Source organism: Methanoculleus thermophilus, from assembly GCF_001571405.1.
Taxonomy (GTDB): Archaea; Halobacteriota; Methanomicrobia; order Methanomicrobiales; family Methanoculleaceae; genus Methanoculleus; species Methanoculleus thermophilus.
In genome coordinates this window covers 102,612-129,205 of record NZ_BCNX01000007.1, presented here as the reverse complement: position 1 = coordinate 129,205, position 26,594 = coordinate 102,612, and the positions used below count along the sequence as shown (strand labels likewise).

At 58.6% G+C, this 26,594-nt stretch carries 39 protein-coding genes; 29 read left to right on the top strand and 10 right to left on the bottom strand.

Annotation, left to right across the window (positions count from 1 at the left end; genetic code table 11):
• Positions 1-2: 2 nt before the first annotated feature.
• The 23 genes from MCUTH_RS06495 (at position 3) to cmk (ending at position 11,900) form a co-directional block, all read left to right on the top strand.
• Entirely contained in the window at positions 3-416 is a 414-nt protein-coding gene (locus MCUTH_RS06495; protein WP_066957305.1) for a 30S ribosomal protein S19, read from the top strand.
• A gap of 5 nt (positions 417-421) precedes the next feature.
• Positions 422-883 (top strand): 50S ribosomal protein L22, encoded by a 462-nt coding sequence (locus MCUTH_RS06490; RefSeq protein WP_066957726.1) that lies wholly within the window; start codon positions 422-424, stop codon positions 881-883.
• The gene (locus MCUTH_RS06485) at positions 883-1,599 is read left to right on the top strand and encodes a 30S ribosomal protein S3 (RefSeq protein ID WP_066957303.1); all 717 of its coding nucleotides are present in this window, start codon (positions 883-885) and stop codon (positions 1,597-1,599) included. The genes MCUTH_RS06490 and MCUTH_RS06485 overlap by 1 nt, the downstream gene beginning before the upstream one ends.
• Positions 1,600-1,803: a 50S ribosomal protein L29 gene (rpmC, locus tag MCUTH_RS06480; RefSeq protein WP_066957301.1), complete on the top strand. Its 204-nt coding sequence runs from the start codon at positions 1,600-1,602 to the stop codon at positions 1,801-1,803. It begins immediately after the preceding gene.
• A complete protein-coding gene (gene rnp1 / locus MCUTH_RS06475) occupies positions 1,800-2,072 on the top strand; it encodes a ribonuclease P protein component 1 (RefSeq protein ID WP_066957299.1) in 273 nt (90 codons plus the stop codon). The genes rpmC and rnp1 overlap by 4 nt, the downstream gene beginning before the upstream one ends.
• A 13-nt stretch (positions 2,073-2,085) precedes the next feature.
• Positions 2,086-2,412 carry a 30S ribosomal protein S17 gene (locus MCUTH_RS06470; protein ID WP_066957297.1) on the top strand — a complete coding sequence of 109 codons (327 nt, stop codon included), beginning with the start codon at positions 2,086-2,088 and terminating at the stop codon, positions 2,410-2,412.
• Positions 2,409-2,807 (top strand): 50S ribosomal protein L14, encoded by a 399-nt coding sequence (rpl14p, locus tag MCUTH_RS06465; RefSeq protein ID WP_066957295.1) that lies wholly within the window; start codon positions 2,409-2,411, stop codon positions 2,805-2,807. The genes MCUTH_RS06470 and rpl14p overlap by 4 nt, the downstream gene beginning before the upstream one ends.
• A 14-nt stretch (positions 2,808-2,821) precedes the next feature.
• Positions 2,822-3,187: a 50S ribosomal protein L24 gene (gene rplX, locus MCUTH_RS06460; protein ID WP_066957293.1), complete on the top strand. Its 366-nt coding sequence runs from the start codon at positions 2,822-2,824 to the stop codon at positions 3,185-3,187.
• Positions 3,187-3,915, top strand: coding sequence for a 30S ribosomal protein S4e (locus MCUTH_RS06455; protein ID WP_066957291.1), 729 nt, complete (start codon positions 3,187-3,189; stop codon positions 3,913-3,915). Before rplX ends, MCUTH_RS06455 begins: the two co-directional genes overlap by 1 nt.
• Positions 3,912-4,415 (top strand): 50S ribosomal protein L5, encoded by a 504-nt coding sequence (locus MCUTH_RS06450; RefSeq protein WP_066957289.1) that lies wholly within the window; start codon positions 3,912-3,914, stop codon positions 4,413-4,415. The genes MCUTH_RS06455 and MCUTH_RS06450 overlap by 4 nt, the downstream gene beginning before the upstream one ends.
• Before the next feature lie 3 nt (positions 4,416-4,418).
• Positions 4,419-4,598 carry a 30S ribosomal protein S14 gene (locus MCUTH_RS06445; protein WP_066957287.1) on the top strand — a complete coding sequence of 60 codons (180 nt, stop codon included), beginning with the start codon at positions 4,419-4,421 and terminating at the stop codon, positions 4,596-4,598.
• Positions 4,599-4,612: 14 nt separating this feature from the next.
• Positions 4,613-5,005, top strand: coding sequence for a 30S ribosomal protein S8 (locus tag MCUTH_RS06440; protein ID WP_066957285.1), 393 nt, complete (start codon positions 4,613-4,615; stop codon positions 5,003-5,005).
• Between the two features lie 15 nt (positions 5,006-5,020).
• Entirely contained in the window at positions 5,021-5,545 is a 525-nt protein-coding gene (locus MCUTH_RS06435) for a 50S ribosomal protein L6 (RefSeq protein WP_083524805.1), read from the top strand.
• A gap of 5 nt (positions 5,546-5,550) precedes the next feature.
• Positions 5,551-5,982 (top strand): 50S ribosomal protein L32e, encoded by a 432-nt coding sequence (locus MCUTH_RS06430; protein ID WP_066957724.1) that lies wholly within the window; start codon positions 5,551-5,553, stop codon positions 5,980-5,982.
• The gene (locus tag MCUTH_RS06425; protein ID WP_066957281.1) at positions 5,975-6,427 is read left to right on the top strand and encodes a 50S ribosomal protein L19e; all 453 of its coding nucleotides are present in this window, start codon (positions 5,975-5,977) and stop codon (positions 6,425-6,427) included. The genes MCUTH_RS06430 and MCUTH_RS06425 overlap by 8 nt, the downstream gene beginning before the upstream one ends.
• A complete protein-coding gene (locus MCUTH_RS06420) occupies positions 6,427-6,954 on the top strand; it encodes a 50S ribosomal protein L18 (protein WP_066957280.1) in 528 nt (175 codons plus the stop codon). The genes MCUTH_RS06425 and MCUTH_RS06420 overlap by 1 nt, the downstream gene beginning before the upstream one ends.
• 1 nt (position 6,955) lies before the next feature.
• Entirely contained in the window at positions 6,956-7,573 is a 618-nt protein-coding gene (locus MCUTH_RS06415) for a 30S ribosomal protein S5 (protein WP_066957278.1), read from the top strand.
• Positions 7,573-8,034 (top strand): 50S ribosomal protein L30, encoded by a 462-nt coding sequence (locus tag MCUTH_RS06410; RefSeq protein ID WP_066957276.1) that lies wholly within the window; start codon positions 7,573-7,575, stop codon positions 8,032-8,034. The genes MCUTH_RS06415 and MCUTH_RS06410 overlap by 1 nt, the downstream gene beginning before the upstream one ends.
• A 5-nt stretch (positions 8,035-8,039) precedes the next feature.
• Positions 8,040-8,465, top strand: a complete 426-nt coding sequence (locus tag MCUTH_RS06405; RefSeq protein WP_066957274.1) for an uL15m family ribosomal protein — start codon at positions 8,040-8,042, stop codon at positions 8,463-8,465.
• A 20-nt stretch (positions 8,466-8,485) separates the two neighbouring features.
• Positions 8,486-9,919: a preprotein translocase subunit SecY gene (gene secY, locus MCUTH_RS06400; RefSeq protein WP_066957271.1), complete on the top strand. Its 1,434-nt coding sequence runs from the start codon at positions 8,486-8,488 to the stop codon at positions 9,917-9,919.
• 233 nt (positions 9,920-10,152) lie between these two features.
• On the top strand, positions 10,153-10,728 hold the full coding sequence (locus tag MCUTH_RS06395; RefSeq protein ID WP_066957269.1) for an adenylate kinase: 576 nt from the start codon (positions 10,153-10,155) through the stop codon (positions 10,726-10,728).
• Positions 10,729-10,734: 6 nt separating this feature from the next.
• A complete protein-coding gene (locus MCUTH_RS06390; protein ID WP_066957267.1) occupies positions 10,735-11,355 on the top strand; it encodes a DUF106 domain-containing protein in 621 nt (206 codons plus the stop codon).
• Positions 11,355-11,900, top strand: a complete 546-nt coding sequence (cmk, locus tag MCUTH_RS06385) for a (d)CMP kinase (protein ID WP_066957264.1) — start codon at positions 11,355-11,357, stop codon at positions 11,898-11,900. The genes MCUTH_RS06390 and cmk overlap by 1 nt, the downstream gene beginning before the upstream one ends.
• Here cmk and MCUTH_RS06380 read toward each other — a convergent pair.
• Positions 11,897-12,538 (bottom strand): V-type ATP synthase subunit D, encoded by a 642-nt coding sequence (locus tag MCUTH_RS06380; RefSeq protein WP_066957262.1) that lies wholly within the window; start codon positions 12,536-12,538, stop codon positions 11,897-11,899. The genes cmk and MCUTH_RS06380 overlap by 4 nt on opposite strands.
• 10 nt (positions 12,539-12,548) lie before the next feature.
• The gene (locus MCUTH_RS06375) at positions 12,549-13,688 is read right to left on the bottom strand and encodes a V-type ATP synthase subunit C (protein ID WP_236707438.1); all 1,140 of its coding nucleotides are present in this window, start codon (positions 13,686-13,688) and stop codon (positions 12,549-12,551) included.
• Positions 13,689-13,762: 74 nt separating this feature from the next.
• On the opposite strand from MCUTH_RS06375, the gene MCUTH_RS06370 reads away from it, so the two are divergent.
• The 5 genes from MCUTH_RS06370 (at position 13,763) to MCUTH_RS06350 (ending at position 18,299) form a co-directional block, all read left to right on the top strand.
• A complete protein-coding gene (locus tag MCUTH_RS06370; RefSeq protein ID WP_066957720.1) occupies positions 13,763-14,743 on the top strand; it encodes a histone deacetylase family protein in 981 nt (326 codons plus the stop codon).
• A gap of 342 nt (positions 14,744-15,085) precedes the next feature.
• The gene (locus MCUTH_RS06365) at positions 15,086-15,652 is read left to right on the top strand and encodes a hypothetical protein (RefSeq protein ID WP_066957260.1); all 567 of its coding nucleotides are present in this window, start codon (positions 15,086-15,088) and stop codon (positions 15,650-15,652) included.
• Positions 15,642-17,177: an ABC transporter ATP-binding protein gene (locus tag MCUTH_RS06360; RefSeq protein WP_066957258.1), complete on the top strand. Its 1,536-nt coding sequence runs from the start codon at positions 15,642-15,644 to the stop codon at positions 17,175-17,177. Before MCUTH_RS06365 ends, MCUTH_RS06360 begins: the two co-directional genes overlap by 11 nt.
• Positions 17,108-17,893 (top strand): energy-coupling factor transporter transmembrane component T family protein, encoded by a 786-nt coding sequence (locus MCUTH_RS06355; protein ID WP_066957256.1) that lies wholly within the window; start codon positions 17,108-17,110, stop codon positions 17,891-17,893. The genes MCUTH_RS06360 and MCUTH_RS06355 overlap by 70 nt, the downstream gene beginning before the upstream one ends.
• Before the next feature lie 7 nt (positions 17,894-17,900).
• Positions 17,901-18,299, top strand: a complete 399-nt coding sequence (locus MCUTH_RS06350; protein WP_066957254.1) for a hypothetical protein — start codon at positions 17,901-17,903, stop codon at positions 18,297-18,299.
• Here the strand turns inward: MCUTH_RS06350 and MCUTH_RS06345 are convergent.
• The 4 genes from MCUTH_RS06345 to MCUTH_RS06330 all read right to left on the bottom strand — a co-directional run bounded on the left by MCUTH_RS06345 (position 18,212) and on the right by MCUTH_RS06330 (position 22,483).
• Complete coding sequence (locus MCUTH_RS06345) at positions 18,212-19,054, bottom strand: sugar phosphate isomerase/epimerase family protein (RefSeq protein ID WP_150468717.1); 843 nt, start codon at positions 19,052-19,054, stop codon at positions 18,212-18,214. The genes MCUTH_RS06350 and MCUTH_RS06345 overlap by 88 nt on opposite strands.
• 48 nt (positions 19,055-19,102) lie before the next feature.
• On the bottom strand, positions 19,103-20,140 hold the full coding sequence (locus tag MCUTH_RS06340) for an ABC transporter substrate-binding protein (RefSeq protein WP_066957250.1): 1,038 nt from the start codon (positions 20,138-20,140) through the stop codon (positions 19,103-19,105).
• A gap of 130 nt (positions 20,141-20,270) precedes the next feature.
• Positions 20,271-21,536, bottom strand: a complete 1,266-nt coding sequence (locus tag MCUTH_RS06335) for a heme ABC transporter ATP-binding protein (protein ID WP_066957248.1) — start codon at positions 21,534-21,536, stop codon at positions 20,271-20,273.
• Positions 21,533-22,483 carry a FecCD family ABC transporter permease gene (locus MCUTH_RS06330; protein WP_066957246.1) on the bottom strand — a complete coding sequence of 317 codons (951 nt, stop codon included), beginning with the start codon at positions 22,481-22,483 and terminating at the stop codon, positions 21,533-21,535. The genes MCUTH_RS06335 and MCUTH_RS06330 overlap by 4 nt, the downstream gene beginning before the upstream one ends.
• Before the next feature lie 171 nt (positions 22,484-22,654).
• Between MCUTH_RS06330 and MCUTH_RS06325 the strand changes: the two genes are divergently transcribed.
• A complete protein-coding gene (locus tag MCUTH_RS06325) occupies positions 22,655-23,620 on the top strand; it encodes an EF-Tu/IF-2/RF-3 family GTPase (protein ID WP_066957245.1) in 966 nt (321 codons plus the stop codon).
• Between the two features lie 249 nt (positions 23,621-23,869).
• On the opposite strand, the gene mtrH is transcribed toward MCUTH_RS06325, so the two are convergent.
• Genes mtrH through mtrA (MCUTH_RS06305) form a run of 4 tightly spaced genes read right to left on the bottom strand, consistent with a single transcriptional unit; the run spans position 23,870 to position 26,591 of the window.
• The gene (gene mtrH, locus MCUTH_RS06320) at positions 23,870-24,892 is read right to left on the bottom strand and encodes a tetrahydromethanopterin S-methyltransferase subunit H (RefSeq protein ID WP_066957243.1); all 1,023 of its coding nucleotides are present in this window, start codon (positions 24,890-24,892) and stop codon (positions 23,870-23,872) included.
• A 16-nt stretch (positions 24,893-24,908) separates the two neighbouring features.
• Positions 24,909-25,649, bottom strand: a complete 741-nt coding sequence (gene mtrA, locus MCUTH_RS06315) for a tetrahydromethanopterin S-methyltransferase subunit A (RefSeq protein ID WP_066957241.1) — start codon at positions 25,647-25,649, stop codon at positions 24,909-24,911.
• 1 nt (position 25,650) lies between these two features.
• Complete coding sequence (locus MCUTH_RS06310; protein ID WP_066957239.1) at positions 25,651-25,860, bottom strand: tetrahydromethanopterin S-methyltransferase subunit F; 210 nt, start codon at positions 25,858-25,860, stop codon at positions 25,651-25,653.
• Positions 25,861-25,865: 5 nt separating this feature from the next.
• On the bottom strand, positions 25,866-26,591 hold the full coding sequence (mtrA, locus tag MCUTH_RS06305) for a tetrahydromethanopterin S-methyltransferase subunit A (RefSeq protein WP_066957237.1): 726 nt from the start codon (positions 26,589-26,591) through the stop codon (positions 25,866-25,868).
• Positions 26,592-26,594: the final 3 nt, after the last annotated feature.

Here is a 26,594-nt window from a genome sequence, read left to right as displayed (position 1 = left end):
GCATGGCAAAGAAAGCACAGAAGCGAATGCCGCGGCGGCGAGAGGAATTCACCTATCGCGGCTATTCCATTGAGGATCTGCAGCAGATGGCTCTCACCGAACTGCTGTCGATCATGCCGTCCCGGGCACGCAGGAAGTTTAACCGCGGTCTCTCAAGGGAGCACGAGAAACTCCTCTCCGACATCCGGTCGGGGGACGAAAACATCCGCACCCATCTGCGTGACATGGTTGTCATGCCCGAGATGGTCGGCAAGACTATCCTGGTCCACAACGGTAAGGAGTTCCAGAAGGTGGAGATCCAGCCTGAGGCGGTCTTCCACTACCTTGGAGAGTTTGCACTGACCCGCAAGAAAGTTACCCACGGCAGCGCTGGTATCGGTGCGACCAGGTCGAGTAAGTACGTACCACTGAAGTGATGGCTATGGCAAGGACAGAATACTCTGCAAAGATTGTGGGCGAGAACGTCGCTCGTGCAAAGGCGAACGAGCTCCCTGTCTCCCCCAAGCACTCGATTGAGATTGCCAGGTTCATCCGGAACATGACCACCACCGAGGCAAAGGCATACCTCACCGACGTGGTGGCATTAAAGAAGGCTATTCCCTTCAGGCGGTTCAAACGGAACGTCGCCCACAAGCGCGGCCTCTCAAAGTGGCCCGCAGGGCGGTACCCGGTCAAGGCTGCGGAGGCATACATCAAGTTGCTTGAGTCCGTTGAGAAGAACGCCGAGTATATCGGTCTCGATACCGGGAAACTCAGGATCGACCACGTTGCTGCCAACGCTGGCCGTGGCCTTCGGGCGTTCTTCCCACGTGCAATGGGCCGCGCCACCCCGAAGCGCAGGGAGACCGTGAACATCGAGATCATCGTGAGCGAGGTGGCGTAATGGCGACCGAGAAGAAGTTTATCATGGACGGTGTCCGCAACGTCTGCGTCGAGAAGTTCTTGGCGAACGAACTCAAGCGGGCGGGGTACGGCGGCATGGACATCACCCGGACGCCGCTTGGTACCCAGGTGACCATCTTTGCGGAGAAGCCCGGTATCGTGATCGGAAAGGGCGGTAAGCAGGTTCGGCAACTCACCCAGGATCTTGCCACCACCTATGGTGTTGAGTCCCCGCAGGTGGAGGTCCAGCAGATCCAGAACCCCAACTTCAACGCCCAGATCATGGCGGAGAGGCTGGCAAACGCTCTTGAGCGCGGTTGGTACTTCCGGAAGGCAGGACAGAGCACGATCCGTCGCGTGATGGATTCCGGTGCGCTCGGCTGCGAAGTCGTCATTTCCGGGAAACTGACCGGGGCCCGGGCGCGGACCCAGAAGTTCACCGAGGGTTACGTCAAGCACAGCGGCGAGCCCAGCGAGACGATCGTCGAGACGGGCTATGCAATTGCCGTCAAGAAACTCGGGACCATCGGTGTCCAGGTTAAGATCGTCCCGCCGGGTGCAAAACTGCCAGATACCTTTGAGGTTGTCGAGCCCCAGCAGAAGAAGGCTCCTGAGGCCCCTAAGCCCGAGGAAGTCAGCGAAGTTCCCTTCGAGGATGAGTTCGATGAAGAACCCGACGAGGATATCTTTGAAGAGGAGTTCCTGGAGGAGAGATAAATGGCAATCTTTCGCGCAAAAGAAGTGAGGCAGCTCTCCGATACCGAGCTTATCGAGCAGGAGCAGAAGCTCACCCTTGAACTGATCCAGGGGCGGGGGAAAGTCAGCGCCGGCGGTGCCACTGAGAACCCCGGGAGGATCCGCGAGGTTAAGAGAACGATCGCGCGTATCCAGACTGAGAAGAACGCACGGAGGAACGCATGATCTCTCCCCAGAACGTTCTGCGGCACGAGTTGCTCGGCCTGAACGTTCTGGTCGTCTCTGCAAGCAACCCCGGTCATGTCGGGGTATCTGGCCGCATCATCGATGAGACCAAGAATACCCTGATCATCCAGACCGAGGGGAAGAAGAAGCGGATACCAAAACGATCCAGTGTCTTTCGCATCCGGCTCCCGGACGGCACGATCGTCGATGTAGACGGATCGAGCCTGGAGGCGCAGCCGGAGCGGCGGATTAGCATGCGGATCAAATAAATGAGGATGAATAATGGCACGAAACATTGGGTTGGATGTCCCCATTCCGGAAACAGAATGTGAGGACGCAAATTGTCCGTTTCACGGCACTTTGCCGGTACACGGCCAGGTGATTACCGGCAAAGTCGTGAGCGACCGTATGAGCGGTACAGTCGTCGTGGAGCGTGAGTACCTCCACTACGTCAAGAAATACAAGCGGTACGAGAAGCGCAGGTCCCGGTATCATGCCCACAGCACACCCTGTCTGCATCCCAGCGTAGGCGACGTGGTCCGGATCGCGGAGTGCAGACCGCTTTCAAAGACCAAGAACTTCGTTGTGGTTGAGGTGATGAAGGAATGAAGGCGCTGCAGTCGACCATTCCACGCGCCCTCGCCACCGGCACCCGGGTGGTCTGCTCTGACAACACAGGCGCACGACTTGTTGAGGTCGTCTCGGTCGATGGTTACCACGGCGTCCGGAAGCGGCAGCCCTGCCTGGGCATCGGCGACATGGCGACCGTGAGTGTCAAGAAGGGCACCCCCGAGATGCGGCGGAAGCTCGAAAAAGCTGTGGTCATCCGGCAGAAGAAAGAGATCCGCCGCGCGAACGGCATCCGTCTCTCGTTCGAGGACAACGCCATGGTGCTGGTCAACGACCGCGGCGAGCCGAAGGGAACCGAGATCAAGGGTGCTGTCCCCCGTGAGATCGCAGAGCGGTACCCCAAGATCGCCTCAATGGCGACGATGATCGTGTAAGGTGTGGTGACAAAATGGTACGCATAGCAAGTAAACAACCGAGAAAACAGCGTAAGGCGCGTTACAACGCACCTAACCACACCAGGGGGCGATTCCTCTCCGCACCGCTCTCCCCCGAACTCCGTGAGAAGCACAAAACCCGGAGAGTCCGTGTGGTCAAGGGCGACACCGTGAAAGTCCTCCGCGGAGATTTCGCTGGTGAAGAGGGCGTCGTCGACGCGGTAGATATGAAGACGTGCCGGCTGGTTGTGCACGGTGTTACGGTGACGAAGGCGGATGGAACTGAGGTTCCCCGGCCGATCGATCCCTCGAACGTGCAGATCACGAAGCTCAATCTGAAAGACAAACTCCGTGCGGAGAGACTCGGAGGCGAAGAATAATGTCCCCCTATCTTAAGCGACTGGTGGCGCCGGAGTCCTGGCACATCCCGAAGAAAGTACAGAAATTCGTCATGAAGACCGCTCCGGGCCCCCACAACGCCGGTGCCCTGCCGGTTGGGGTCTGGCTCCGTGAGCACGTTGGTCTTGCGCAGAATGCAAGCGAGGTCAGGAAGATCCTGCACCAGCGCGATATCGTCGTCAATGGGCGAATCTGCAAGGACCCGCAGATAGGCCTTGGTGTCTTTGATATCGTCTCGATCCCGAGACTCAACAAGCACTACCGGATACAGCTCGACAAGCAGGGCAACCTGGTTGGAGTTGAGATCCCGGCAGAGTCCGCAAAGACCCGGCTCTGCAAGATCCGGAATAAGACCGTCATTAAGGGCGGCAAAGTCCAGTTGAACCTTGCATACGGCGCAAACATACTCGCCGACAACACCTACAAGACAAAAGACTCTATCGTGGTGACCCTCGGGGTTGACGGCGAAGAGCGGTTCCGGATCGTCGATCACTTCCCCTTCGCGGAGGGCAATGTGGCCATGATTGTGGGTGGGAAGCACTCCGGAAAGGTTGGCAGGATCGTTGAGATCATCAAGACTGCAAGTTCCGTCCCGAACCGTGTCGTCCTCGTGGACGACTCGTCAGGGGAGCGGTTTGAGACCATTGAGGATTATATCTTCATGGTCGGTCGCTCCGCAATAGCGCCCGAACTGGAGGCCTCGGCATGAGTGCAATGAAGGATATCTACATTGACAAAGTCGTTGTGCACATGGGCGTTGGTGAGAGCGGTGAGCGTCTGGTCAAGGCCGAGGATATTATGAAGCAGATCACCGGCCAGAAGCCAGTTCGAACCATCGCAAAGCGGACTCAGCCGGCGTTCGGCATCCGGAAGGGCGCACCCATCGGGTGCAAGGTCACCCTGCGCCGGGAGAATGCCGAGAAGTTCATCCAGACCGCGCTTGAGATCATCGATCGGCGGCTCGCGCCCTCGCAGTTTGACCAGACCGGCAACGTCTCCTTCGGTATCGAGGAGCACACCGATTTCCCGGGAATGGTGTACGATCCGATGGTCGGCATCTACGGCATGGACATCAACATTGTGCTCGAGTATAAGGGCGTGCGAGTTGCGCGTCGGAGCGTCGGGCGCAGGAAACTGCCGGTGAGGCAGAAAGTGAATAAAGAGGAAGCCATCGCGTTCATGCGTGAGCACTATCAGGTGGAGGTGTAAGGAATGGCAGAAGAATCAGGGGCCCCTTCGGTAAGCGAGAATAAGAGGAAGTTCGGCCGTGGGGCAAACGAATGCCGCATCTGCGGTCGGAAACAGGGGCTTGTACGTAAGTACGGCATCTACTTCTGCCGCCAGTGCTTCCGCGAGTGGGCGAGCAAGATGGGCTTTAAGAAGATGAACTAGGGGGTTTCGAGAATATGGCACGACTGAATCCAATCGCTGACGCGATGAGCGCAATCAAGAATGCCAGCGATGCTGGGAAGAGTGAGGTAATTGTCGAACCCGCCAGCAAACTCCTCGGCTCAATGCTCCGCGTTATGCAGGAAAACGGCTTTATCGGCGGCTTCGAGTTCATTGACGACGGCCGCGGCGGCCAGTTCCGGGTCCAGCTTACCGGAATGATCAATAAGTGTGGCGCCATCTCCCCCCGGTTCGCGGTGGCGATGGCTGATATGGAATACTGGGAGTCGCAGTATCTCCCTGCAAAGAACTTCGGTATCCTGATTGTCTCAACCTCAAAAGGAGTCATCTCCCATGCGGAGGCTCGCGGCCAGGGTATCGGCGGGCAGTTGCTGGGATTCGTCTACTGAAGGGAGGAGATGCATATGGGAGTTACACGACGGGTTGAGATCCCTCCTGGTGTGGATGTTGCACTCGAAGGCACCATGCTCAAGGTATCGGGACCGAAGGGCACGTTGGCACGGAACATGCGTTTCCCGCAGATCGATGTCACGGTTGACGACAGAGAGGTTGTCGTCTCCACGACGTCTGACAAGAAGCGGTTCCTTGCAATGTGCGGCACGTTTGAGGCCCTGATAAAGAGCATGATCCGGGGGGTCACTGAAGGCTACGAGTATCGTATGAAAGTGGTCTACAGCCACTTCCCGATCCAGCTGAAACTGCAGGGCGATCGTCTTGAGATCAACAACTTCCTTGGCGAGAAGCAGCCCCGGATAGCAAAGATCGTTGAAGGCGTTACTGTCCGGCTTGGGAGCGACGAGGTGATTCTCACCGGTATCGATAAAGAGAAGGTGGGCAACACGGCCGCAAACATCGAACACGCGACCAAGATCACCAAGCGGGACCCCAGGGTGTTCCAGGACGGCATTTACATCACCGAGAGGGCGTGAAGAAGATGGATGAGACAAGAAGATTGATCCGCGTCCGTACCCGGCACAACAAGCCCTCCTTTAAGAGGCAGGGGCTTTGGCAAAAAGCAAAACTGGAAGATGTCTGGCGGCGCCCGCGTGGTCTGCACAGCAAGCAGAGACGCCAGATCAAGGCAAAGGGCGCTCTGCCGAGACCTGGGTATGGCAGCCCCGCTGCGGTCCGCGGCATGCACCCGAGCGGCTATGAAGAAGTGCGGGTTTTTACGCCTGCAGAACTTGCCGGGCTGAATCCGGAGACTCAGGCTGTCCGGATCGGCGGATCTGTGGGTAACAGGAAGCGTGGAGAGATTCAGAAGCGGGCCATGGAACTGGGGCTCAAAGTTCTGAACGCAAAGGACCTCACCCGTGCTGTCGAAGAACCCGCTAAGACCGAAGAAGAGGTGAGCGAGAATGAGTGATCTCGCAAGCCAGAAGCGCATAGCGGCAGCCATCCTAAAGTGCGGTGTCAATCGTGTCTGGTTCGATCCTGAGCGCCAGGCCGATATTGAGGCTGCTATCTCCCGAAACGACCTTCGCGAGCTCATTGCGGAGGGTGCGATCCGGGCACACCCCGTGAAGGGAAACAGCCGGGGCAGGACCCGTGCACGGATGGCAAAGCGTTCCTACGGTCACCAGAAAGGACCCGGACGGAGAAAGGGTGCCGCTGGCGCTCGAAATCCCAAGAAACAGGCATGGATGCGCAAGATCCGTGCACAGCGCCGTGTTCTGCGCCAGATGCGCGACGAAGGCAGAATCGAACGGAGTCTCTATCGCGTGATGTATCGGCGGGCTTCCGGAGGACAGTTCCGGAGTGTGTCGTACCTTGAGGCTCAGATTGAGGCGATGGCAGGGAGGATGAGATAATGGCAACTGGCCCAAGATACTTCGTGCCCTTCCGGAGAAGGCATGAGGGCAAGACAGATTATTACAAGCGGATGGCGCTCCTGTCATCGGGAACACCACGGATGGTTGTCCGGAAGACAAACCGGCAGATCATCGTGCAGTTGATCGTCCCCGAGATTGAGGGAGACCGCACCCTGGTAGCCGCATACTCGACTGAACTTGTCAAGTATGGCTACAAGGGATCGACTTCGTGCACCCCGGCTGCCTATCTGACCGGGATGCTGTTTGCAGTCAAGGCGTTGAATGCGGGGTACGATGAGGCAATCCTTGATATCGGGCTTGCCCGGGCGAAACCGGGTGCACGTGTCTTTGCTGCCCTTAAGGGAGCAGTGGATGCAGGTCTCGACGTTCCCCACGGTGAATCGGTTCTCCCCGATGAGGATCGTCTCAAAGGTGCCCACATTGCCGGGTATGCCCCCGAGCGTGCGGGTGACCTGGTGGAGAATGTAGAGGCTGTGGCTCAGGCCATCAAGAAGGAGCTGGTGTGACATGGCATACGTACAGGAAGAATGGGTTCCGCTCACCGGTCTCGGGCGCAAGGTCGCCGCAGGCGAGATCACCAGTATTGACGAGGTGCTCGCAAGCGGCAGACCGATCAAGGAGCCGCAGATCGTCGACCTCCTCGTGCCCGACCTCGAGGACGAGGTGCTGGACATCAACATGGTCCAGAGGATGACCGACTCGGGTCGCCGCGTGAAGTTCCGGACCGTTGTGGTCGTTGGCAACCGGAACGGCTATGTCGGGTTCGGCCAGGGCAAGGATGCCCAGGTTGGCAACGCAATCCAGAAAGCAATAACAAACGCGAAATTGAATCTCATCAAGGTCTCCCGTGGATGCGGGAGCTGGGAATGTGGTTGCGAGACTGCCCACTCGATTCCCATCGAAGTGACCGGTAAGGCAGGCAGCGTTCGTGTGACGCTGAAGCCCGCCCCGCAGGGGATCGGTCTTGTGACCGGGGATATCCCGAAGAAGGTCCTGCAGCTTGCAGGCATCAAGGATGTCTGGGCCTTTAACCGGGGGCAGACCCGGACGACGATCAACTACGCCAAGGCGACGTTTGAGGCACTCCGACAGACGAATATCGTCAGGATTGGAGGGAAAGAGTGATGTACGCGATAGTGCAGGTACGCGGTGTGGTCAACACCAACCGCGAGATCAAGGACACCTTAAAGATGCTCCGTCTGCACCACGTCAACCACTGTGTCCTCGTGCCTGATACCCCGGCGTATCTTGGCATGATTCGCAAGGTGAAGGACTTCGTGGCGTACGGCGAGGTGGAGCCGGAGACTCTGGCCACCCTCCTGCGCACCCGGGGTCGATTAACCGGGGACGAGCGGCTGACCGACGACTACATCCGTGCGCATACCTCATATGCCAACATCGACGAGTTTGCGGCAGCCCTCTGCAAGGGTGAGATAAACTTGCGCGATCTTGCGGAGATCAAGCCGGTGCTGAGACTGCACCCACCGCGAAAGGGCTATAAAACAATCAAGCGAACCTTTCAGCAAGGTGGGGCTCTCGGTTACTACGGCCCCAAGATCAACGATCTCCTCTATAAGATGAGGTGAGATACATGCCCGTAAATAAGAGATCCAAATATAGGGGTTCACGAACCTGCGGCGGCGGCACGCACAAAAACCGGCGTGGCGCCGGCAACAGGGGTGGACGGGGTAGAGCCGGGCAGCGTGACCACCGTTTCTCCCACTTCTACCTGAAGGGTGAGATATCCAACGGCAAGCATGGTTTTGTCAACAAGACCAGCGTGCCGGTCTCCGCTCTTGACATCGGGGAGATCGATCAGATGGCCGAGGCGCTGCTCCGTGAGGGGCTGGCCACTCAGGAGGGCGATCTCATCGCCCTCGATGTCACCGAACTCGGTATCGATAAGGTACTCGGTGGCGGAAAAGTCACTCACAAGATGAGTATCTCTGCACGGGAGTTCTCCGAACGAGCCCGGGCAAAAATTGAGGAGATGGGCGGTCAGGCAGTGACCGTCTGATCCTTTTTAGGTGAAATACCATGGGAGAACTGCTGGATAGATTCGAACCCATCCTTGCAGCAATGCCTGCAGTCAAAGGTCCGGAGGGGCATGTCCACTTCAAGAACAAACTGATGTGGACGCTTGCAATCTTGCTCCTCTACTTCGCATTGACCAACATTGACATCTTTGGACTCTCCCCGCAGTCTCAGGATATCTTTGGTCTGTACCGCGCCCTGCTTGCCGGTGCGAGCGGTTCGCTCCTGCATCTTGGTATCGGGCCGATCGTCACCGCATCGATTGTGTTGCAGCTGCTCAAGGGTGCTGGACTCCTACAGATCGATACCAGTGAAGCACGTGGGCAGGTCATGTATATGGGCCTGCAGAAGTTGCTCATCTTCGTGATGATCGTCGTCGAAGCGTTCCCCATGGTTGCGAGCGGGATGATGATGCCCGACCCGTCGGTGGCAATGCAGATCTTCGGCGGGAACATGCTTCTGGTCTCGTTCCTGATCTTCCTCCAGCTCTGCATCGGCGGTCTGCTTGTGGTGCTGATGGACGAGGTCGTCACCAAGTGGGGAATTGGTTCCGGCGTGGGGCTCTTCATCGTCGCTGGTGTCTCGCAAGGTCTCGTGAACGGTTTCCTGAACTGGCAGACGGGCACCGATCCCTTCCCGATCGGGTTCTTCCCGCGACTGATTGCCATAGGGACGTCGGGTGCGAGTTTCCTTGAGTACTTCGGCACGGATATCCTGGCCCTTATCACGACGATCGTGATCTTCATGGTCATCGTCTACGTGGAGTCGACCCGCATCGAGATCCCGCTTGCGCACAGCGCTGTCCGCGGTGCCCGTGCACGGTTCCCGGTGAAGCTCATCTATGCGAGCGTTCTACCCATGATCCTTGTCCGGGTGCTGCAGGCGAACATCCAGATGATCGGGATGTTCCTCTCGAACGCCGGGATCACGATCTTTGGTGAGTTCCAGGGGCAGGTGCCGATCAACGGCCTGATGTGGTACATCGCACCCATCAACTCCCCTCAAGACTGGATGTGGTGGCTCAGCGATCTTGGGCACGCTCCCTGGGAGATACTCCTGCGTATGGGCATCGATATCACCGTCATGGTGGTTGGAGGCGCGATCTTCGCGCTCTTCTGGGTTAAGACCGCCGGCCTCGATTCAAAGGACGTCGCCCGGCAGATCCAGAGGAGCGGAATGCAGATCCCCGGATACCGCCGAAACGCCCAGGTGCTCGAGAAGTATCTCGACCGTTACATCCCGCGGATCACCATCATCGGTGGTGCGTTCATCGGTATCCTCTCGGTCGTGGCGAACCTCTTCGGTGTCATCGGGGCCGTCGGAGGAACTGGACTGCTGCTTGCGGTGAGTATCACCTACCGCCTCTACGAGGAGATCGCAAGTCAGCAGATCATGGAGATGTACCCGTTCATGCGCGGGTTCTTCGGGAAAGAGTAAGTTCAAAGGTGCATCCGCACCTTTCCCGATATTTTAAGATCGTTTGAAGCCCCTCTGGGGGCCGGTTCGTTTTCCTGAAATTATTGCTCTTTTCAAGCACGGGTTAACCCTGGACAGGTCATCCGGTCATCACGCGATTCCTTCCGCGATCGCCCGACATGATTCCGAAAGGAATTATTCTTCAGGCGCGGATTTATTTTACACGCAAACCCAATGCTAATGGAGTGATAGATTTGGGGAAGAAAGTTGTCGTGACGGGGGTTCCCGGCGTTGGGAAGACCACCGTCATCAACGGTGCGATGGAGAGACTGGCGGCTGAGGGTATCCCCTATAAGGCTGTCAACTTCGGCACGTGTATGTTCGAAGTGGCCATGAAAGAGAACCTGGTCTCGAATCGCGATGAGATGCGCAAGCTTGGAAAAGATGTTCAGAAGCGCCTCCAGCAGGCTGCTGCATCCGAGATCGCCGCGATGAGCGGGGATTCGAACATTATTATCGACACCCACAGCAGCGTCAAGACCCCGGGCGGTTTTCTTGCAGGGCTGCCTGAGTGGGTGCTCCGGGAACTGATGCCCGATATGATCGTGCTTGTTGAGACCGACCCGGACCAGATCCTGACGCGCCGGCTTGGCGATGCCTCGAGGATCCGCGATATGGAGGGGTTCCGCGAGATTGCAGAGCACCAGGAGTTTAACCGTGCCATCAGCGCGGCATATGCGATGTACACCGGCTGCACCATCAAGATAGTCAGAAACGAGAACTTCCTGCTTGAGAAGGGCATTGACGACCTGGTGAGTGCGCTGAGGTAACCTGACATGGTAGACCTGAAGAAGCACGGCCCGACGATCGCCCTCCTCTTCACCATGCTGGTCTTCCTCTCGTACAGCATCGAGTGGGTGCGAGTGACGATCGGTGCGATAATGGATGCACTGCTGGGCCCCTTCATAGATACCCTCGGCGTACCATTCTTTGTCATGATTCTGGTCCTCTCCAGTATCACAGGTCTCTATTCATCGCTCGTCCAGAAGTACACCATCGATTACGAGAAGATGCAGGAGTCGCAGGCAAAGATGCGAGCATTTCAGAAGGAGTTCCGGGAAGCCCAGCTCTCCGGGGACGAGAAGAAGATCAAGAAACTTCAGACGAAGCAGGAGCGGATGATGCAGGAGCAGCTTGAACTATCCCGACAGCAGTTTACCCCGATGGCGATCATCCTCATCCTGACGGTTCCGATCTTCTTCTGGCTTCTCTTCCGTCTCCCTCCTGGAGGGGCGGAGATCAGCATCACGAACGGCATCGTTCTGCCCTTCCTTGGAACGGTTGGCCTCTCGGACTTCGCGTTCTGGATTATCCCTGCCTGGATCCTCTGGTATATGATCTGTTCGCTGACCATCAGCCAGGTGATAAGGAAGTCACTTAACATCGGAGGGCTCTGATGCGAATCACTATCAGCGGCCCGCCGGGAAGCGGCACTACATCGCTTGCCCGTTACCTGGCCGGAAAATATGGATTTAAGATCATCTCCGCGGGGGAGGTCTTTCGCCAGCTCGCCCGGGAGCACGGCATGGATCTCGCTGAGTTCGGCAGGCTTGCGGAGAACGATCCCTCGATTGACAAGATGATCGATGCCCGACAGAAGGAGATTGGTGAGGAGACTGATGATATCATCATCGAGGGTCGACTCTCAGGATGGATGGTTGAGAACGCCGATCTCCGGATCTGGCTTTCTGCACCCCTCTCCTGCCGGGCAAAGCGGATAGCAGGCCGTGACGGAATGGACGAAGAAGAGGCTCGGATCTATACCGAGAACCGGCAGCGTTCGGAAGCAACTCGCTACCAGAACTACTATAACATCGATATCGCCGACCTCTCGGTATACGATATCGTCCTCTCGTCTGAGACCTTCGGCGTGGACGCTCTCGGCGCGATTGTGGATACCACAATCAAGTGCCTAAAGAAGCGAGAGACCGAGACCTCCTAGGGTATTGTTCTCTTTGCTTTTATCTTTTTAATACGGCGGAGCCGCGTCCACTCCTGGCGCTCCATCTCGTCGCGCTGGTCCTCGATAAGCCGACGAATCTCTTCAAGTTCCGGGATGACTTTGAACTCCAGCGCGTTCACCCGCCGCCGGGTCCGTTCGATCTCGTCGAGCAGGTGTTTGACCCCGCCTTCGAGTTCGGCGCTTGTGATGATTGCTTCGAGGAGATCTTCGTAGGCATCAGCGGCATCATCGATGACTGACGAGGTTCCGAGGAGACCATAGCCCCGTTGCTCAAGCGTCTTTTTTATCATAACCGGCTCGAAGTCAGGGAGGTGCACTCCAAAGACATTCTTGCGCCCGGCCTTGTAGGTCGGGGCGGTCTCAACCGAGAGAGCTGCAAGGAGCACTCCGGTTCCCCCCTCCATCATGGTGGCGACCGCCGCCATCTCACGGGCCCCGGTGTACCTTTTCTCGAGAACTCTCCGATGCAGGGCAGCCTGTTCGGCGAGTTTGGTTAATTCCAGCATCATACCGTCGAGTTTCATCGATAAGAGCCGGTGTATCCGCTTCGCGAGTGCCAACTGCCGCCTGACGATCAGAAGGCCGGACCGGGTGGGTTGGATCTTGTCCGGTGGCATGGTTGAGCTCCTATACGACGATGTACTGCCATATTCGCTCTGCCGGCAGCCCGAATGCCTTGCCTCGTGCGATTGCCCTCAGATTTGCAATCTCATACCTCTTGCGCTCCAGGTAGGCAAGTACCGGGAGAACTGAGAATGGGTGACGCCGGGAGAGGGCCTCCATCTGGTGAAGTCTGATCCGGGTGATGGCCATCTCGATCTCGTGAACCGGCCGCTGGCGCTCGTGCCACCGCTGCCAGACCAGTTCTGCGGCATCAGTGCTGGAGAAGTCCGGGTCCTGCCGGAGTTCGCGCACCGCCTGGGCCAGAACCGGAGCGATATCGGTCTTGAGGAAGACGTTGAGAAACTCTCCTTCCGTCTCAATGCCGTAAAGTCGCTGCAAGAGGCTTAGGGGGATCCGGCCGCCCGGGATCATAGTCCGTTCGATGGTGGTGATGTCGCATGCTTCTTCTGCACAATGGAGCCGGAGGAGGTTTCTCATGTTGGTGATATCAATCTCGAACCGGAGGTAAGCAATCATTTCCTGGCACCCACTGCACCCGGATGTGCCGAGATTGAGCAGTTTGGTATAGTATTCGCGGTAGAGTTCATTCTCAAACTGGGCAAAGACACCTTTCTCTCCGCAGGCCCGGTATTGCTCTGCAAGGACCGGGTAGAACCGCCAGCCTCTAAGCCCATCAATAACCTCGCTACAGGATGCAAGAGAGAGAAGGTGATTGAGGTGCGCGTCGTCGATCTCCCCCGCCGGGATGAGGAGGTCGCGGATCTGTTGTCGATCCACGTTGTGGACCGTGCCCCGCAGGATTGCCATGACGTTTGCAATATCCCACCGGGCAAGATACTCTCTCGTCAGAGTCTGCAGGTCACCGGGAGCGATCGCCGTGGCGTGATGGAAGGACCGCGAGAGGTTCTGGTTTACTGCCTCTTCGATGAGTTGCGCACCGGTAAACTCATGCGCAAGACTCACGATATCCTGCCTGTAATCCTCCTGTCGGCCAAGGTGGGTGATGATCTCCGGTATGCTCATCTGCATGATCCTCAGGTATTCTTCACGAGGAAGGAGTGTGGTCTTCCGTACCCGGAATCGCGTGCAGGCATAGATGTAAGACGGGGAGATCATACTGGACGGGACCATGCAGACTTCCATGACTGCTTCCCCATATAAATGCACACCCGGGTCCATGGGCAAGATTCATGATCGGTGCCTCCAATCTCCGGGTCATGCCATACTCGATCGTAACGGGCGATCTCTTCCGTGCCCATGACGATCCCGGCCATCCCGAGTCGCAGGGACGTCTCGATGCAGCTCTTTTGGGCGTACCGGCGGACGCTCGCCGCATAACCCCAAAACAGGCGACGCTCGCAGATCTGGCGCTGGTGCATACGCACCGGCATATCGAAGCCGTCCGGTCGTTCTGCAGGGAGTGCCCCCCTCGTCGGGCCTGCTACATCGACCCCGACACCTATGTCACACAGGGTTCGTTCGATTCGGCCCTGTATGCAGCAGGAGGTGCAATCCTTACAGTGAACCGGGCGCTTGATGGTGAACACTCGTTTGCCCTGGTCCGCCCGCCTGGACACCACGCCGAGCCCAACCGGGCGATGGGGTTCTGCCTCTTCAATAACGTCGCCGTGGCGGTAGAGAGGGCGCTCCGTGAGATCGATCGGGTGGCAATTCTCGACTGGGACGTGCATCACGGGAACGGGACACAGGCGGTGTTTTACACCTCCGGCCAGGTGCTCTACTGTTCGGTTCATCAGGCGGGAATCTTCCCCGGGACCGGATGGCCGGATGAGCAGGGTGCCGGTCATATCATCAATGCCCCGCTTGAACCGGGTTCGACCGGTGCCGATTACGCTTTAGTCTTTCGTAAAGTCTTCATTCCGGCGCTTGAGCGATTTGAACCGGATCTGGTCGTGGTATCGGCAGGCCAGGATGCCCTCTTTGATGACCCGCTTGGCTCAATGCGACTTCGCCCCGAGGACTTTGGAGTTCTGGTGGGGATGCTTGTGGACCAAAGTCCCACGCCCCTTGCCCTCGTGCTCGAGGGAGGTTACGGGCGGTCGCATCCAGAGGCCATCGGGGCGATCTGCGCCGCCCTTGACGGAGGACGCTTCACCCCTACGGGCGGCGAGCCGAAGGCAAGCACCCGGCGGCTTGCCGATGCGCTTGGTGGCATTGAGCGCACTCTCCCCGCATAATTGGAGAGGAGCCACCGGATGAGACCGTCACCCTTAAGCCGCTGGCTTCGTCTCCGGAGATTTGAGACTTCCAGGACATCGATGATGCGGCGATGGAGGTGTTGTGCCCGGCACGGCGGTGGTTCGAAGTGACTCTTAACAGATCGTCGATTATATATACATAAATGTACATCTATGTACTGTGATGTATCCGATGGTGTCGGGGAGATCCATCCCCTCTGCCTTCCCTGCGACCACCCCGCAGGAGCTCTTCTGGCCGCTCCCTCAGCCACGTTGGCGTGCGTAACTCGTTTCATCACTCAAACCGGACCGCTGTCGAACGCCATATTGTATATTGATACCATGAAGTCGAGATATATTGCAGTTGTCGGCATACTCCTTGCCGTAGGGGCCATCATCAGGTATATGTCCCTCCTGATCCCCGGTCCCATCGTATCGAACCTTGTGATCGCCTTCTATAGCCTTGCTATCATTCTTGCTCTGCCAACGCTCCGCGAGGCACTCGGGATCGGCATTGTCGCGGGTATCATCTGTGCCCTTCTCAGCCACTCGATCTTCCCGCCGGCAAATCTCATCAGTGAGCCAATCGGAGCGGTCGTCTGCCTTGGGGCCTACCTGGCACTGAAAGACCGGATCGTCTTCGCTCCGGCCGTAACGACGCTTCTAGCCACCCTCGCAAGCGGGTTCACCTTCATCCTTGTCGCACTCCTCGCGGTGGCCCCAACGGTGCTTGGGACGTTCGGGACCGTCAGTGCGTTCCTTGCAGTCACCGTTCCGATCGTCCTCATCACTGCAGCGGTGAACGCTGTCGTTAGCCAGGTGCTCGAGGTGCCGGCATCGCGGGCATTGATGCGTTCGACCAGGCAGACGGTCCCGACACGGAGTGTGAATCAGGTCGATGAGCCCTGAGATCGAGCGGGAGACAGTCCTTGGCCTTCAGGGGGTCTCCTATACCTACCCGGGCTCCGTAACACCGGCCCTCAAGGGAATCGACCTTGATATCCGGCGGGGCGAGATCGTCTTCGTCACCGGGCCTACCGGGGCGGGGAAGACGACCCTCTGTCTTGCAGCATCCGGCATCCTCCATCACGAGTACGGTGGCATCATCGAGGGGACAGTCACCATCCTCGGTAAAGACGTCCAGGACTACCGGAACATGGGCGAGATCGGGAGGAGCGTCGGCGTGGTCTTTGACGATGCCGATGCTCAGCTCATCTTTACGACCGTCGAAGAGGAGGTGGCCTCAGGTCTAGAGAATCTCGGAATCCCCCGGGAGGAGATGCAGCAGAGGCTCCGCTACGTGATGGAGGCGACCGGGATCGTCGATCTCGCGGACCGGGCGCCGCACACCCTCTCCGGTGGGCAAAAGCAGCGTGTTGTCCTCGCAGCAACCCTTGCTCTCGGGACGGAGATCCTGATCCTTGACGAGCCGACCGCTGAACTGGATACTGGAGCGACCCGTGCGGTTGCCTCCCTCCTCCGGCGGCTCGCGGACGAGGGCACGACCGTGCTCATCGTCGAGCAGAAACTCGACGAACTGACTGAAATTGCGGATCGGATAATCCTCATCGAGGACGGTTCGATCAGAAGAGTGGGGTCTTTGGCAGAGATGATGCAAGATGCCCTTCTGCACCACCTAACTGACGATGGGCTCCCCTTTTGCCGCCAGTCGGTAACAGCACCTGAAAATGGTGCACCTGCGATCGTATCCATTCGGAATCTCGTCCACCGCTATGACGGGGTTGCAGCCCTCAAAGGTATCGATCTCGATGTTGCTCCCGGTGAGATCGTGGCCGTGGTTGGGGAGAACGGCTCAGGAAAGACAACGCTCATCAAGCATCTCAACGGGCTGCTTCGCCCAACCGAAGGCAGCGTCTCTGTCGACGGACTGGATGCGGCAACCGTCCCGATAGCGGATCTCGCGCGGCGTGTGGGCCTTGTCTTTCAGAACCCCGATACCATGCTCTTTGCGGAGACTGTTGAGGACGAAGTGGCCTTCGGGGTCCGGAATATCGATCCTCACTGCAACAATGAGCCGGTTGAGGCTGCGTTGCGGGAGGTCGGTCTCCTCCATCGAAGGACGGACTACCCCCGGTCGCTCTCACGGGGTGAACGGCAGCGCCTCGCGATAGCGTGCGTCATCGCCATGCAGCCGAAGGTCATCGTGCTCGATGAGCCTACGACCGGGCTTGATGCCCGCGAGGCAGCGCGCATCATGGAGATTCTCGAACGCTTACGGCAGGAGGGGCGCGCGATCATCATGGTGACGCATGATCTGCGTCTTGGAGAGAGGTATGCCGACCGGATCATACGGATGGAACAGGGAAGGATCATCGGTAGCGAAAGTGCCAGTATGGAGGAACCATGTCTGAGATTATGCAGTACGTCGCCAGGGAGAGCGCCTTTCACCGCCTCCACCCACTCACCAAACTGATCTTTGCGGCCCTCGTCGTGGCCCTTGCGGTGCTGACGAGCGATCTCGTGATGCTCGCGCTCCTTGCCGGGGCGGTCGTGGTGGTGGCGATAGCAAGCGGACTCGCCCGCGACCTTCTTCGCCAGGTGCCTCTGCTCCTCTCTCTCGCGGCAAGCCTGCTCCTCCTCACGGTCCTCACCATCCGAAGCGGTGCTATCCTTGGCTACCTGGTCCCACCCACAGTCCCGGTGATCGGGGGGGCCTTTCCGATCACGGCGGGCGCGGTTGACCTTGCCGTTGCGATGTCGCTTCGGTTTGCGGCGATGCTCTTTGCCTTCCAGCTCCTGGTCATATCGACGCAGCCGCGCGATCTCGTCCATCTCATGGACCGCCTTCGCATGCCCGTCGACTACACGCTCATGCTCCTGATAGCCCTCAGGTTCATCCCGAGCCTGCAACTTGAAGGGAAACGGATCCATGAAGCGCAGCTCGCCCGCGCCTACAACCCCGGAAAGGGCCTTGCCGGGAAGATACGAGGGCTCTTTCCCATCATCATCCCGCTGGTCTCAAACTCTCTCGGGAAAGCCACGGTCCTCGGGCTGACCATCGATCTCAGGGGCTACCGCTCCGGCAGGCGGACGCCGATGCGCAACCTCTCGCCGGGCCGCGCCGACGTCGCCTGTATCTGTTGCATGGCCCTGGCAACCGCAGGATATTTGGCCGTGCTGCTCGTATAAACCCGGTATGCGCAACGGTGCACCTCCGAAGGCGTTCGAGTTCTACATCGGCGGGAGTGTCGGGCCGTCCCTCTATGTCAGGCTCGCAGAAGGCCGGCTCTTCTACGAGCGGGCAAGTGCCGGCGGCTACTCCGGGGAGGTGATGGAGGCATCGCCGGCTCCGGAGGAGTGGGCGCAGTTCCGGGAAACCGTCGACCGGCTCGGCGTCTGGGAATGGGAGCCGGAGTATCTCTCCGCTCACTCCTGCTGCGACGTCACGTACTGGCACCTGAGGCTGGATATGGACGGACGGGCGATCGTCGTTTCTGGCGCAAACGCCTATCCGGGCTCAGAAGGCCCTGAGGTCTCGGGAGCGTTTCGCGGGTTCCGCGCGGCGGTGGAACGGCTGATCGGGAAGGAACTGTAATGCTTTAGGTGTTCGAGACTCTTCTCAAACTGGTTAAACCGGGTCGGCTCGACGATCATCGTGACGTTGCGGGGGAGGGCCGCGATTACACGCCAAAAATCGATCTTCCCCTCCCCGCATGCCAGGTGGTCGTCCCGATTGCCGCAGTTATCATGCAGGTGGACATGAATTGCTCCTCCTCGCTCCAGAAACTCTTCCAGGTTGCCGTTTGTGTGGGCATGCCCCACGTCGAGGGCGAACCCAAGACCGAGGTCCGCAAGGCGGTCGAGGAACCCCGGCTCCCGGAAGAAACAGACCTCCCACGCTCCCATATTCTCGACGGCGAACCGGACGTTCACCTCTTGCTGAACTGCGGCGAGGTCTTCAAGCGATCGGTCGAGAGCAGCCTGCGCGGACCCGCGCATCTCTTCTCCCCAGATGTGTCCCGGGTGAACGACCAGCCGTTCGGCGCCGATCCTATCGCATATTCCAGTGAGGTCTGCAATCACTCTGATGGCCGCTCTTCGAAGGTGTTCGTTCTCCGACGCGATGTTGATATCGGCTACCGGTGCATGGACGGTGTAGCGGAGATCGAACGAATGACAGACCACTTCAGACCGAAAGAGGTTATGGGGACCATCGGAGAGGATCTCCGCAAGGCCCGTACGGCCGGCAATGAGGCCGAGCGCCTCCTCGAGTGGCCGGTCCATCAGGCAGCAGGTCGAGCAGCCAATTATCTCTCGCGGCGGCATGAAGCCCGAGTTCCAGTCACTCAAGAGTTATTACCCCTGGATACGGCATCTGGTGTGTATACCTTCCTGGCCCTATCTCTTTGCTCTGAGCCGGAGGACGATGAAAAGCGCACAGACGAGTGGAATCAGACCGAATCCAGGCGCCTGGGTTGCAGGGATCGCTTTCGGAGCGGGCTCATCAAAGAGATCCGGGCGGAGGTCTCTTGCCACCTCTTCAAGCGCATCCACGATCCGTGGTCCCCCCCGGCTGACGGTGTCGGCGTCGACAACGTAGACATGACCGTTCTTGACCGCTTTCAGATTCTGCATCCGGGGTTCGTTCATGAAGTAGTCGTAGATTACGTCGTACCCCTCCTTGCTCATGCCGGTGCCGGAACTGACGAGGATATAATCCGGATCCGTAACGATGAACTCTTCAAGACTGACGATTCCCCACTCCTCGATGGAACCGAACGCATTGATTCCTCCGGCCAGCGTAATCACCTCGTTCTGGAACGTCCCCCGGCCGCTGACCCAGAGTGGGTCGTACCAGATGACGTGGGCGACGGACGGATGGTCGGCCGGGCTCTCGGCCGGGTTCTCGGTGACAGCCCTTATACGCTGCTGAAGTTCCCTGATGAGCACGGATGCCTGCTCTTCCTGCCCGGTCGCCCGTCCGGCAAGTTCGATGTCGTGCAGGACGCCGTCGATCGTCTGCGGGTCGAGGGTGACGACGGTCATCCCGAGCGATCGCAGGCGGTCAATGACTTCGTCGGTGTTGGCGGGCGCGGCGAAGATCAGGTCGGGCTCCATAGCGATCACCTTCTCGATATTGACGGTGCTGAAACCGCCTACCTTCGGTTTATCTGCTGTTGCCGGGGGATAGTCGCAGCGTTCGGTGACGGCGACGATGCGGTCTTCAAGCCCGAGGGCATACAGGATCTCGGTGTTGGAAGGCGCGAGCGAGACGATTCTCTGCGGTTCTCCCTGGATGAGGACGGTCTTCCCGGAGTCGTCGATCACCGTTATGGATCGTTCGCCGTCGTCTGTGGGTGTCGCACCGACCGTCCCGGCAAGCAGGAGCAGCACGATGAGCGATGTAACGATGAGTAACAGGCGCTTGGTTTGCATAACTATAGTATAGTTGCGTTGAAGTCATTATTTACAAATCGGATTCACGGTGCGGCATAAAGGCGCTTACTTGTCATAGGCCTCTCATTCCCCTTCCCAAACGATCCTGTGCATTTCACCGTGCTTGGCGTTAGGGGGTGCGATCGCACCCGGACCCGTCCCGCGAGAGATAGGCAAGAAGTTCCGCCGCCCCTTCGATTCGGTGCGCCCCGCGCGCCTCAAGGTTTGTCAGCACCGCCCAGGCTTCGCCTCCGGTGAAGTCTTCCATCCGGGCGGTGTGGTCTCTTGCGTAGAAGATTATGGGCTTTTTGGGATAGTCGAGCAGCACCTGGAGGTTGTCGAGGTTCCCCTTGCCGATCGGCATTGCCGTAACGATGACGGTATCTGCGCCGTCAAGGCACTCCCGGAGGCCCGCGAGTGATTTCGGGGTGATATTGTGAAACGGGGGTTCTGCGACGCAGGGTATACCGAGGTGCATGGCCGTCCCGTAGTCCGTGTCGAGGACGTTTAAGATACCGCAGGTGACCGCGAAACCCGCAGTATGGAGGAGGTGGAGGATATCGGAGCCCGTCCCCCCGCCGCAGACTACGTGCACCCGTCGGTTCCCCCCCGAACCCGACTGGTGCATATACACCGGCAGGACGTATGGTCTCCCCGTCAGCGGGTGCGATTTGACGAGCACCTCCATCCCGAAGACCTCGCGGATCTTCTCACGGGTCAGGACTTCGGAGGGCGTTCCCAGGGCGTAGACCCTCCGATCTTTGAGGAGCAGGAGCCGATCGCAGTAGTGTGCGGCAAGGTTTAAGTCGTGAAAGACGCTTACGACCGTGATCTCCTCCGCAAGATCCCGGATGATGTTGAGGATCTCGACCTGGTGGCTGACGTCGAGGTTCGAGGTTGCTTCGTCGAGGAGCAGGATCTTCGGCTCCTGTGCGAGCGCCCGTGCTATGAGCACGCGCTGGCGCTCCCCGCCGCTGATGTCACGCACCGAGGTCCCGGCGAGATGTGCGACGTTCGCAAGGCGCATGGCGCGATCGCAGATCTCCATATCCTGGGCCGTCTCGGAGGCGAACCTTCCGATGTAGGGGTGCCTGCCCATCATGACGACGTCGCGCACAGAATAATCGAAGCCGATTGAGATATCCTGCGGAACGACCGCAACCCTGCGCGCAAGTTCACGATGCTCGAATGAGTCAAGATCCCGTCCCTCAAGCCGGATATCTCCGTTATCCCGGGCGACAACCCGGCTCATCGCTTTCAGGAGCGTCGTCTTCCCCGATCCGTTCGGCCCGACGATACCGAGGATCTCACTTGCGTCTGCGTTGAACGTGATCGCTTCGAGGATCTTTTTGGCGCCGTAGGAGACGTCGATATCGATGATCTCAATCGGTTTCATGCTTTCATCCGGCTCCGGAGGAGGTATATGAAGAACGGTGCGCCGAAGCAGGCGGTTATAATGCCAACAGGCATGTCGCTCGTGAAGGTTCTTGTGAGCGTATCTGCCCATACGAGGAGGATGGCTCCTGCGAGCGCGGCTGCAGGGAAGAGAACGCGGTGGTCGGGCCCGACGATCAGCCGCATAACGTGCGGGGTAATGAGGCCGACAAACCCGATCGATCCGGCGATCGAGACGGCAATGCCCGCCAGGAACGCGCTCAGTGCGAGGAGGATCCGTTTCACACGCTCGACGTTCACCCCAAGATGGGTCGCGTCCTCTTCGTTTAAGGCGAGGATATTGAGGTCGCGTGCGAAGAGATAGATCCCTGCAACCCCGATCAGGATAGGGAGGGCGGCGAAGACGTCGTTCCACGATATGTTCCAGAACCCTCCCATCAGCCAGAACATAATCTGGTGCAGGCTCTGCCCTGCGGTATACATGAGGAAGGAGAGGAGTGCCGACAGAAGCGTTGAGAGGGCGACACCGGAGAGCAGGAGCGTTTCGATCGGGATCTTGCCGCCTTTGCGGGCGACGAAGTAGACGGTGAATGTTGCGACCATTGCCCCGATGAACGCGAGTACCGGGCGTCCCGTGCCGGCAAAGAGGACGATCGCGATCGTGGCCCCGAGCGCCCCGCCCGATGAGGTACCGATGATGTATGGGTCGGCCATGGGGTTGCGGAACAACCCCTGCATGGCCGTGCCTGCTACGGCAAGTGCGCACCCGACCAGCGCTGCGGCGATCACCCTCGGCAACCGGATCTCCCAGAGGATCATCCAGGCGCTATCCGAGGAAAACAGCGAGCCAGGGGAGATCCCGCTTGGTCCGAGAGCGACCGCGGAGGCCATGCTGATGAGAAGCACGCCGGTGAGTGTTACGATGATGATCGGTGCCGTTCTCCGCATAGGTGTGTTATAAAAATTAATTTTACTTTGTTAAAACCTATCTGGATTATCTGTGGGGGTTCTCACCCTGGATCGGGTGTATATGCAAATGATCCCGTCGATGTGCGAATCTCTCCCCTCTAACTGCATGGAGCAAACCTCATACCCCTGCATAACCAAACGATCTGGCATATGGGCAATCTGAATGTTGCCGTGCTGGGACCCGCAGGGTACGCGAAGGACCTCGGGAAGAAAGGCACGACCTCCGATATCACATTCTACAACCTCAAGAAAGGTGAGGATACCGTCACCTTCATCGAACCGACACGGTATCCCGAGCGGTTGGCTCCGCTCTTTTATGCCGTATCGCTCGCTGATGTGGCTCTTGTCGTTGTCGGCGAGATCACCCCGACGCTCGGGGAATGGGTACTGATGCTCGATGAGGCGCGGGTGGAGCGGGGTTACGTCATCCTCCAGAATTACCTGACCCAACAAGAGGTCGCCCCGCTCTTCCGCGGGACAGTGCTTGAGCACTACGAGTTCGTAGACGCTGATCCGATCGCGCTGCGCGATCTCATGCTTGGCGCGGCGCATGCCCGCCCCTCCTCCCAGCCCGGTGCCGATGCTTCTGGAACCATCCCCATCGACCACCACTTCAACGTCCGCGGCATCGGGACGGTCATCCTCGGCGTCGTGGCGCGGGGGGGTATCCACAAGCACGATACCCTGAAGGTCTACCCAGGGGAGAAGGCGATCTCGGTCCGGTCCATCCAGAAGCACGACGACGACTTTGACTGGGCCGCTGAAGGCGACCGCGTGGGGATCGCGCTCAAGAACATCGACTCCGACGAACTCGATCGAGGTTTTGTCCTCTCGAGCGACCCCAACATCCGGACCGGGGCTCATATCGAGGCACGAGCCACCCTGGTCAGGTACTGGCCGGCACCGCTTGCCGTAGGAACTGTTCTCCACCTCGGTCACTGGATGCAGTTCATCCCGGCGCGGGTTGAGGCGGTGCGGGATGATGGGGACTGGCGGCAGCCGACGCTCACGCTTGCGCTCGAAAAGGATCTCGTCTACCTCCCGGGCGACACGGCGGTGCTCCACTACCTCGAGGGCGGGAAACTCCGGATCGCCGGGCATATCGAGTTGGCCTGAGCAGCAGCGATTCTGACTCCGGGCATCCTTCTTTTTTAACCAGTGATATCTCAAGGAAACAGCAAATTTTGTGTAGTCGCGTATCCGGTCTATAGCGTCTGTCCACCGGAAGGAGCGGATAGATTGCAGGGGTGTAAAGATCGCTGAAGGCGCCATCGACCGTTCATAGCCGGCCATCGGGCGATTGCCTGGCTGAAGAACTCGTGTGGAATTGATCAGTCCCGGTGCGAACGGTCCTGAAAAAAAGGGTTAGACGAGTTTAAAGAGCGGGTGGTTCGGAGTCTTGGGCTCGATACCGAACTCCTTGGCTGCCTCTGCGAGCACGATATCGGCAAAGGCGATAGCAGTGGCGGCACCCTCACAGTTCTCGATGGGCCCGTACATGATCAGGTCGGCACCGAGGGTGGCGGCCATGATGTTGCACCCGATGTCGGGGCTCGACCATGCGGCCTGGCGGATGCCCTCAAAGCCACCGAAGTGGTGGTGAGCCATCTGCTCCAGAAGGACGTCCTTGCCCTTGTACTGCTCGGCGAGGACGTTCTTCCTCCAGCGCTTGAGCCACGTCCAGGAGACCGTCATGTTGTGGTAAGCACCACCGGTGGGGAGACCGTGGATGGCCTTGCAGGCGAGGATCTCACGGAACGAGCCACCGGAGCCGAGACCGAGCGGGGTTGCTGCGGTGTCGAGGATCGGGCGGGTAATACCGCATTCCTCAGCGATGGCCAGCATGCTCTTTTCCTGTCCGGCAACGCCTCCCTTGGTGAGCACCTGCTCACGGCCACGGACGGTCGGGTCACCGGGGTTGAACGCGAGGACGATAGCGGCGTTGACGTCGCTCTCCTTTAGCGCCTGGATGTTCTCCGGCGTGATCGAACCGTTGATCGAGTTGTAGATCGCACGGTCGGCAACACCGACTTCCGTAACGTACTTGCAGGCGTGTGCAAGTGCGGGCGGTGCCGACGAGTCCATCAGGAACGCAGTCTTGTCATCGATGCTGCAGAACCAGTCGATGTAACTCTCGAACGCCTCACCGTATTCCGCGATGATCTGGATGAAGTGGGGGACTCCGGTGATGTCGGAGAGTTCCTGGCAGCGGTTCCAGAGCGCCTCTGCCTTTGCTTTGTCAATCTTGCCAGTGTGGTCATCAAGCACGGTCTCGTGCTTGTTGTAGAAGATCGATGCACCGAGAACCCGCGGGTACTCGCCGGGCTGTCCACCGATCTTGATACCGTTGAAATCGTGTACCGCCTGTTCTTTTTCGAATTTGAACATATTCGTCAATCCTCCTTTATACGTACCCTATCAATTTGGGCAGTAATACCAACAACATCATGAATACAATCAAACCTGCGACCAGTCCGTACAGGATGCCGATATCGCGCCCGATCTTCCTTCCGACGCGCTGGGCAATCTCGGCATCGACGAACTCGATCCTCTTCTCGATGGCATTGAGCCTCTCTTCGATCTCAAGGAACTGTGGGTTTGCGCCTGCAACGACAACTTCTGCGCCGGCGCCACCGGCTTCCTTGACCTCGACGACCATGGGTTCCGCGCCGAACGCACCGGGGTCTCTGGCCTTGAGTTCGTTGATCTTGGCCTTGATGGTGCCCATGTCCTCGCTTTCCATGATGTTGACCATCTCGACCTGTTCCTGGAAGCGCTTGATCGCCTCGTCGGAGAGGTTCTCGATGAACGGGATGGCACCCTGAGCGCCGACGATCTTACCGCCGGAGACACCGTTATCGTGCAGAGCCATGAAACTCTGGCCGGAGAGGTGTCCCTTGACCTCCGTACCACAGCAGAGGATGAACCTGATGTTGGGGTTGGAGATGACGTTCGCGATGATCTTCTCAAGACCGAGGTTCTCTGTCTTGCAGGACCCGGCGATTGCCGCTCCGGCATCACAGATGGCCTGTTCGTCGAGGTGGGATCCCATGGTGACGACGGCGACACAACTCTGCGGATCTCCCGTGTGGAAGTCGCCCTGAATGATTGGCCATCCACTGGCCGGTGATTTCTTCTCAACCATGTTAGATCGCCCCCAGCAGCAGTGCCGGAATCACAATCATGAGTAGGGCTACAAGGAATCCGATAGAGAATCCGATGAGCCCCATTCCCATGATTCCCGATTCGAGTTTGGTTGTCCGGGCAAGGATCTGCGCCTTGTAACGGATGGAGCCCATCATCTCGTTGATTGCTGCCATCCGGATGGGACCTGCCTGTGTGTTTTCTTCTGCCATCTATCTCACCCCAGCAAGATGAACCCCAGGATCACGAACGAGACGATCAGACCGATCATGAGACCCTCAATCTTGCCTGAGTAGACACCGGCGGCAAACCTGTTGCGGTACCCGATGTCGGTGACCATCTGCTCGATGATCTTCATCCGTGCGTGTATCAATGCCAGCTCGCCAGAGAGCGGCTGTACTTCGCCGGTAACTTCTTCTGCGCCTTCACCACCGGCTTCCTTGACCTCGACGACCATGGGTTCCGCGCCGAACGCACCGGGGTCTCTGGCCTTGAGTTCGTTGATCTTGGCCTTGATGGTGCCCATGTCCTCGCTTTCCATGATGTTGACCATCTCGACCTGTTCCTGGAAGCGCTTGATCGCCTCGTCGGAGAGGTTCTCGATGAACGGGATGGCACCCTGAGCGCCGACGATCTTACCGCCGGAGACACCGTTATCGTGCAGAGCCATGAAACTCTGGCCGGAGAGGTGTCCCTTGACCTCCGTACCACAGCAGAGGATGAACCTGATGTTGGGGTTGGAGATGACGTTCGCGATGATCTTCTCAAGACCGAGGTTCTCTGTCTTGCAGGACCCGGCGATTGCCGCTCCGGCATCACAGATGGCCTGTTCGTCGAGGTGGGATCCCATGGTGACGACGGCGACACAACTCTGCGGATCTCCCGTGTGGAAGTCGCCCTGAATGATCGGCCATCCGCTGGCCGGTGATTTCTTCTCAACCATGTT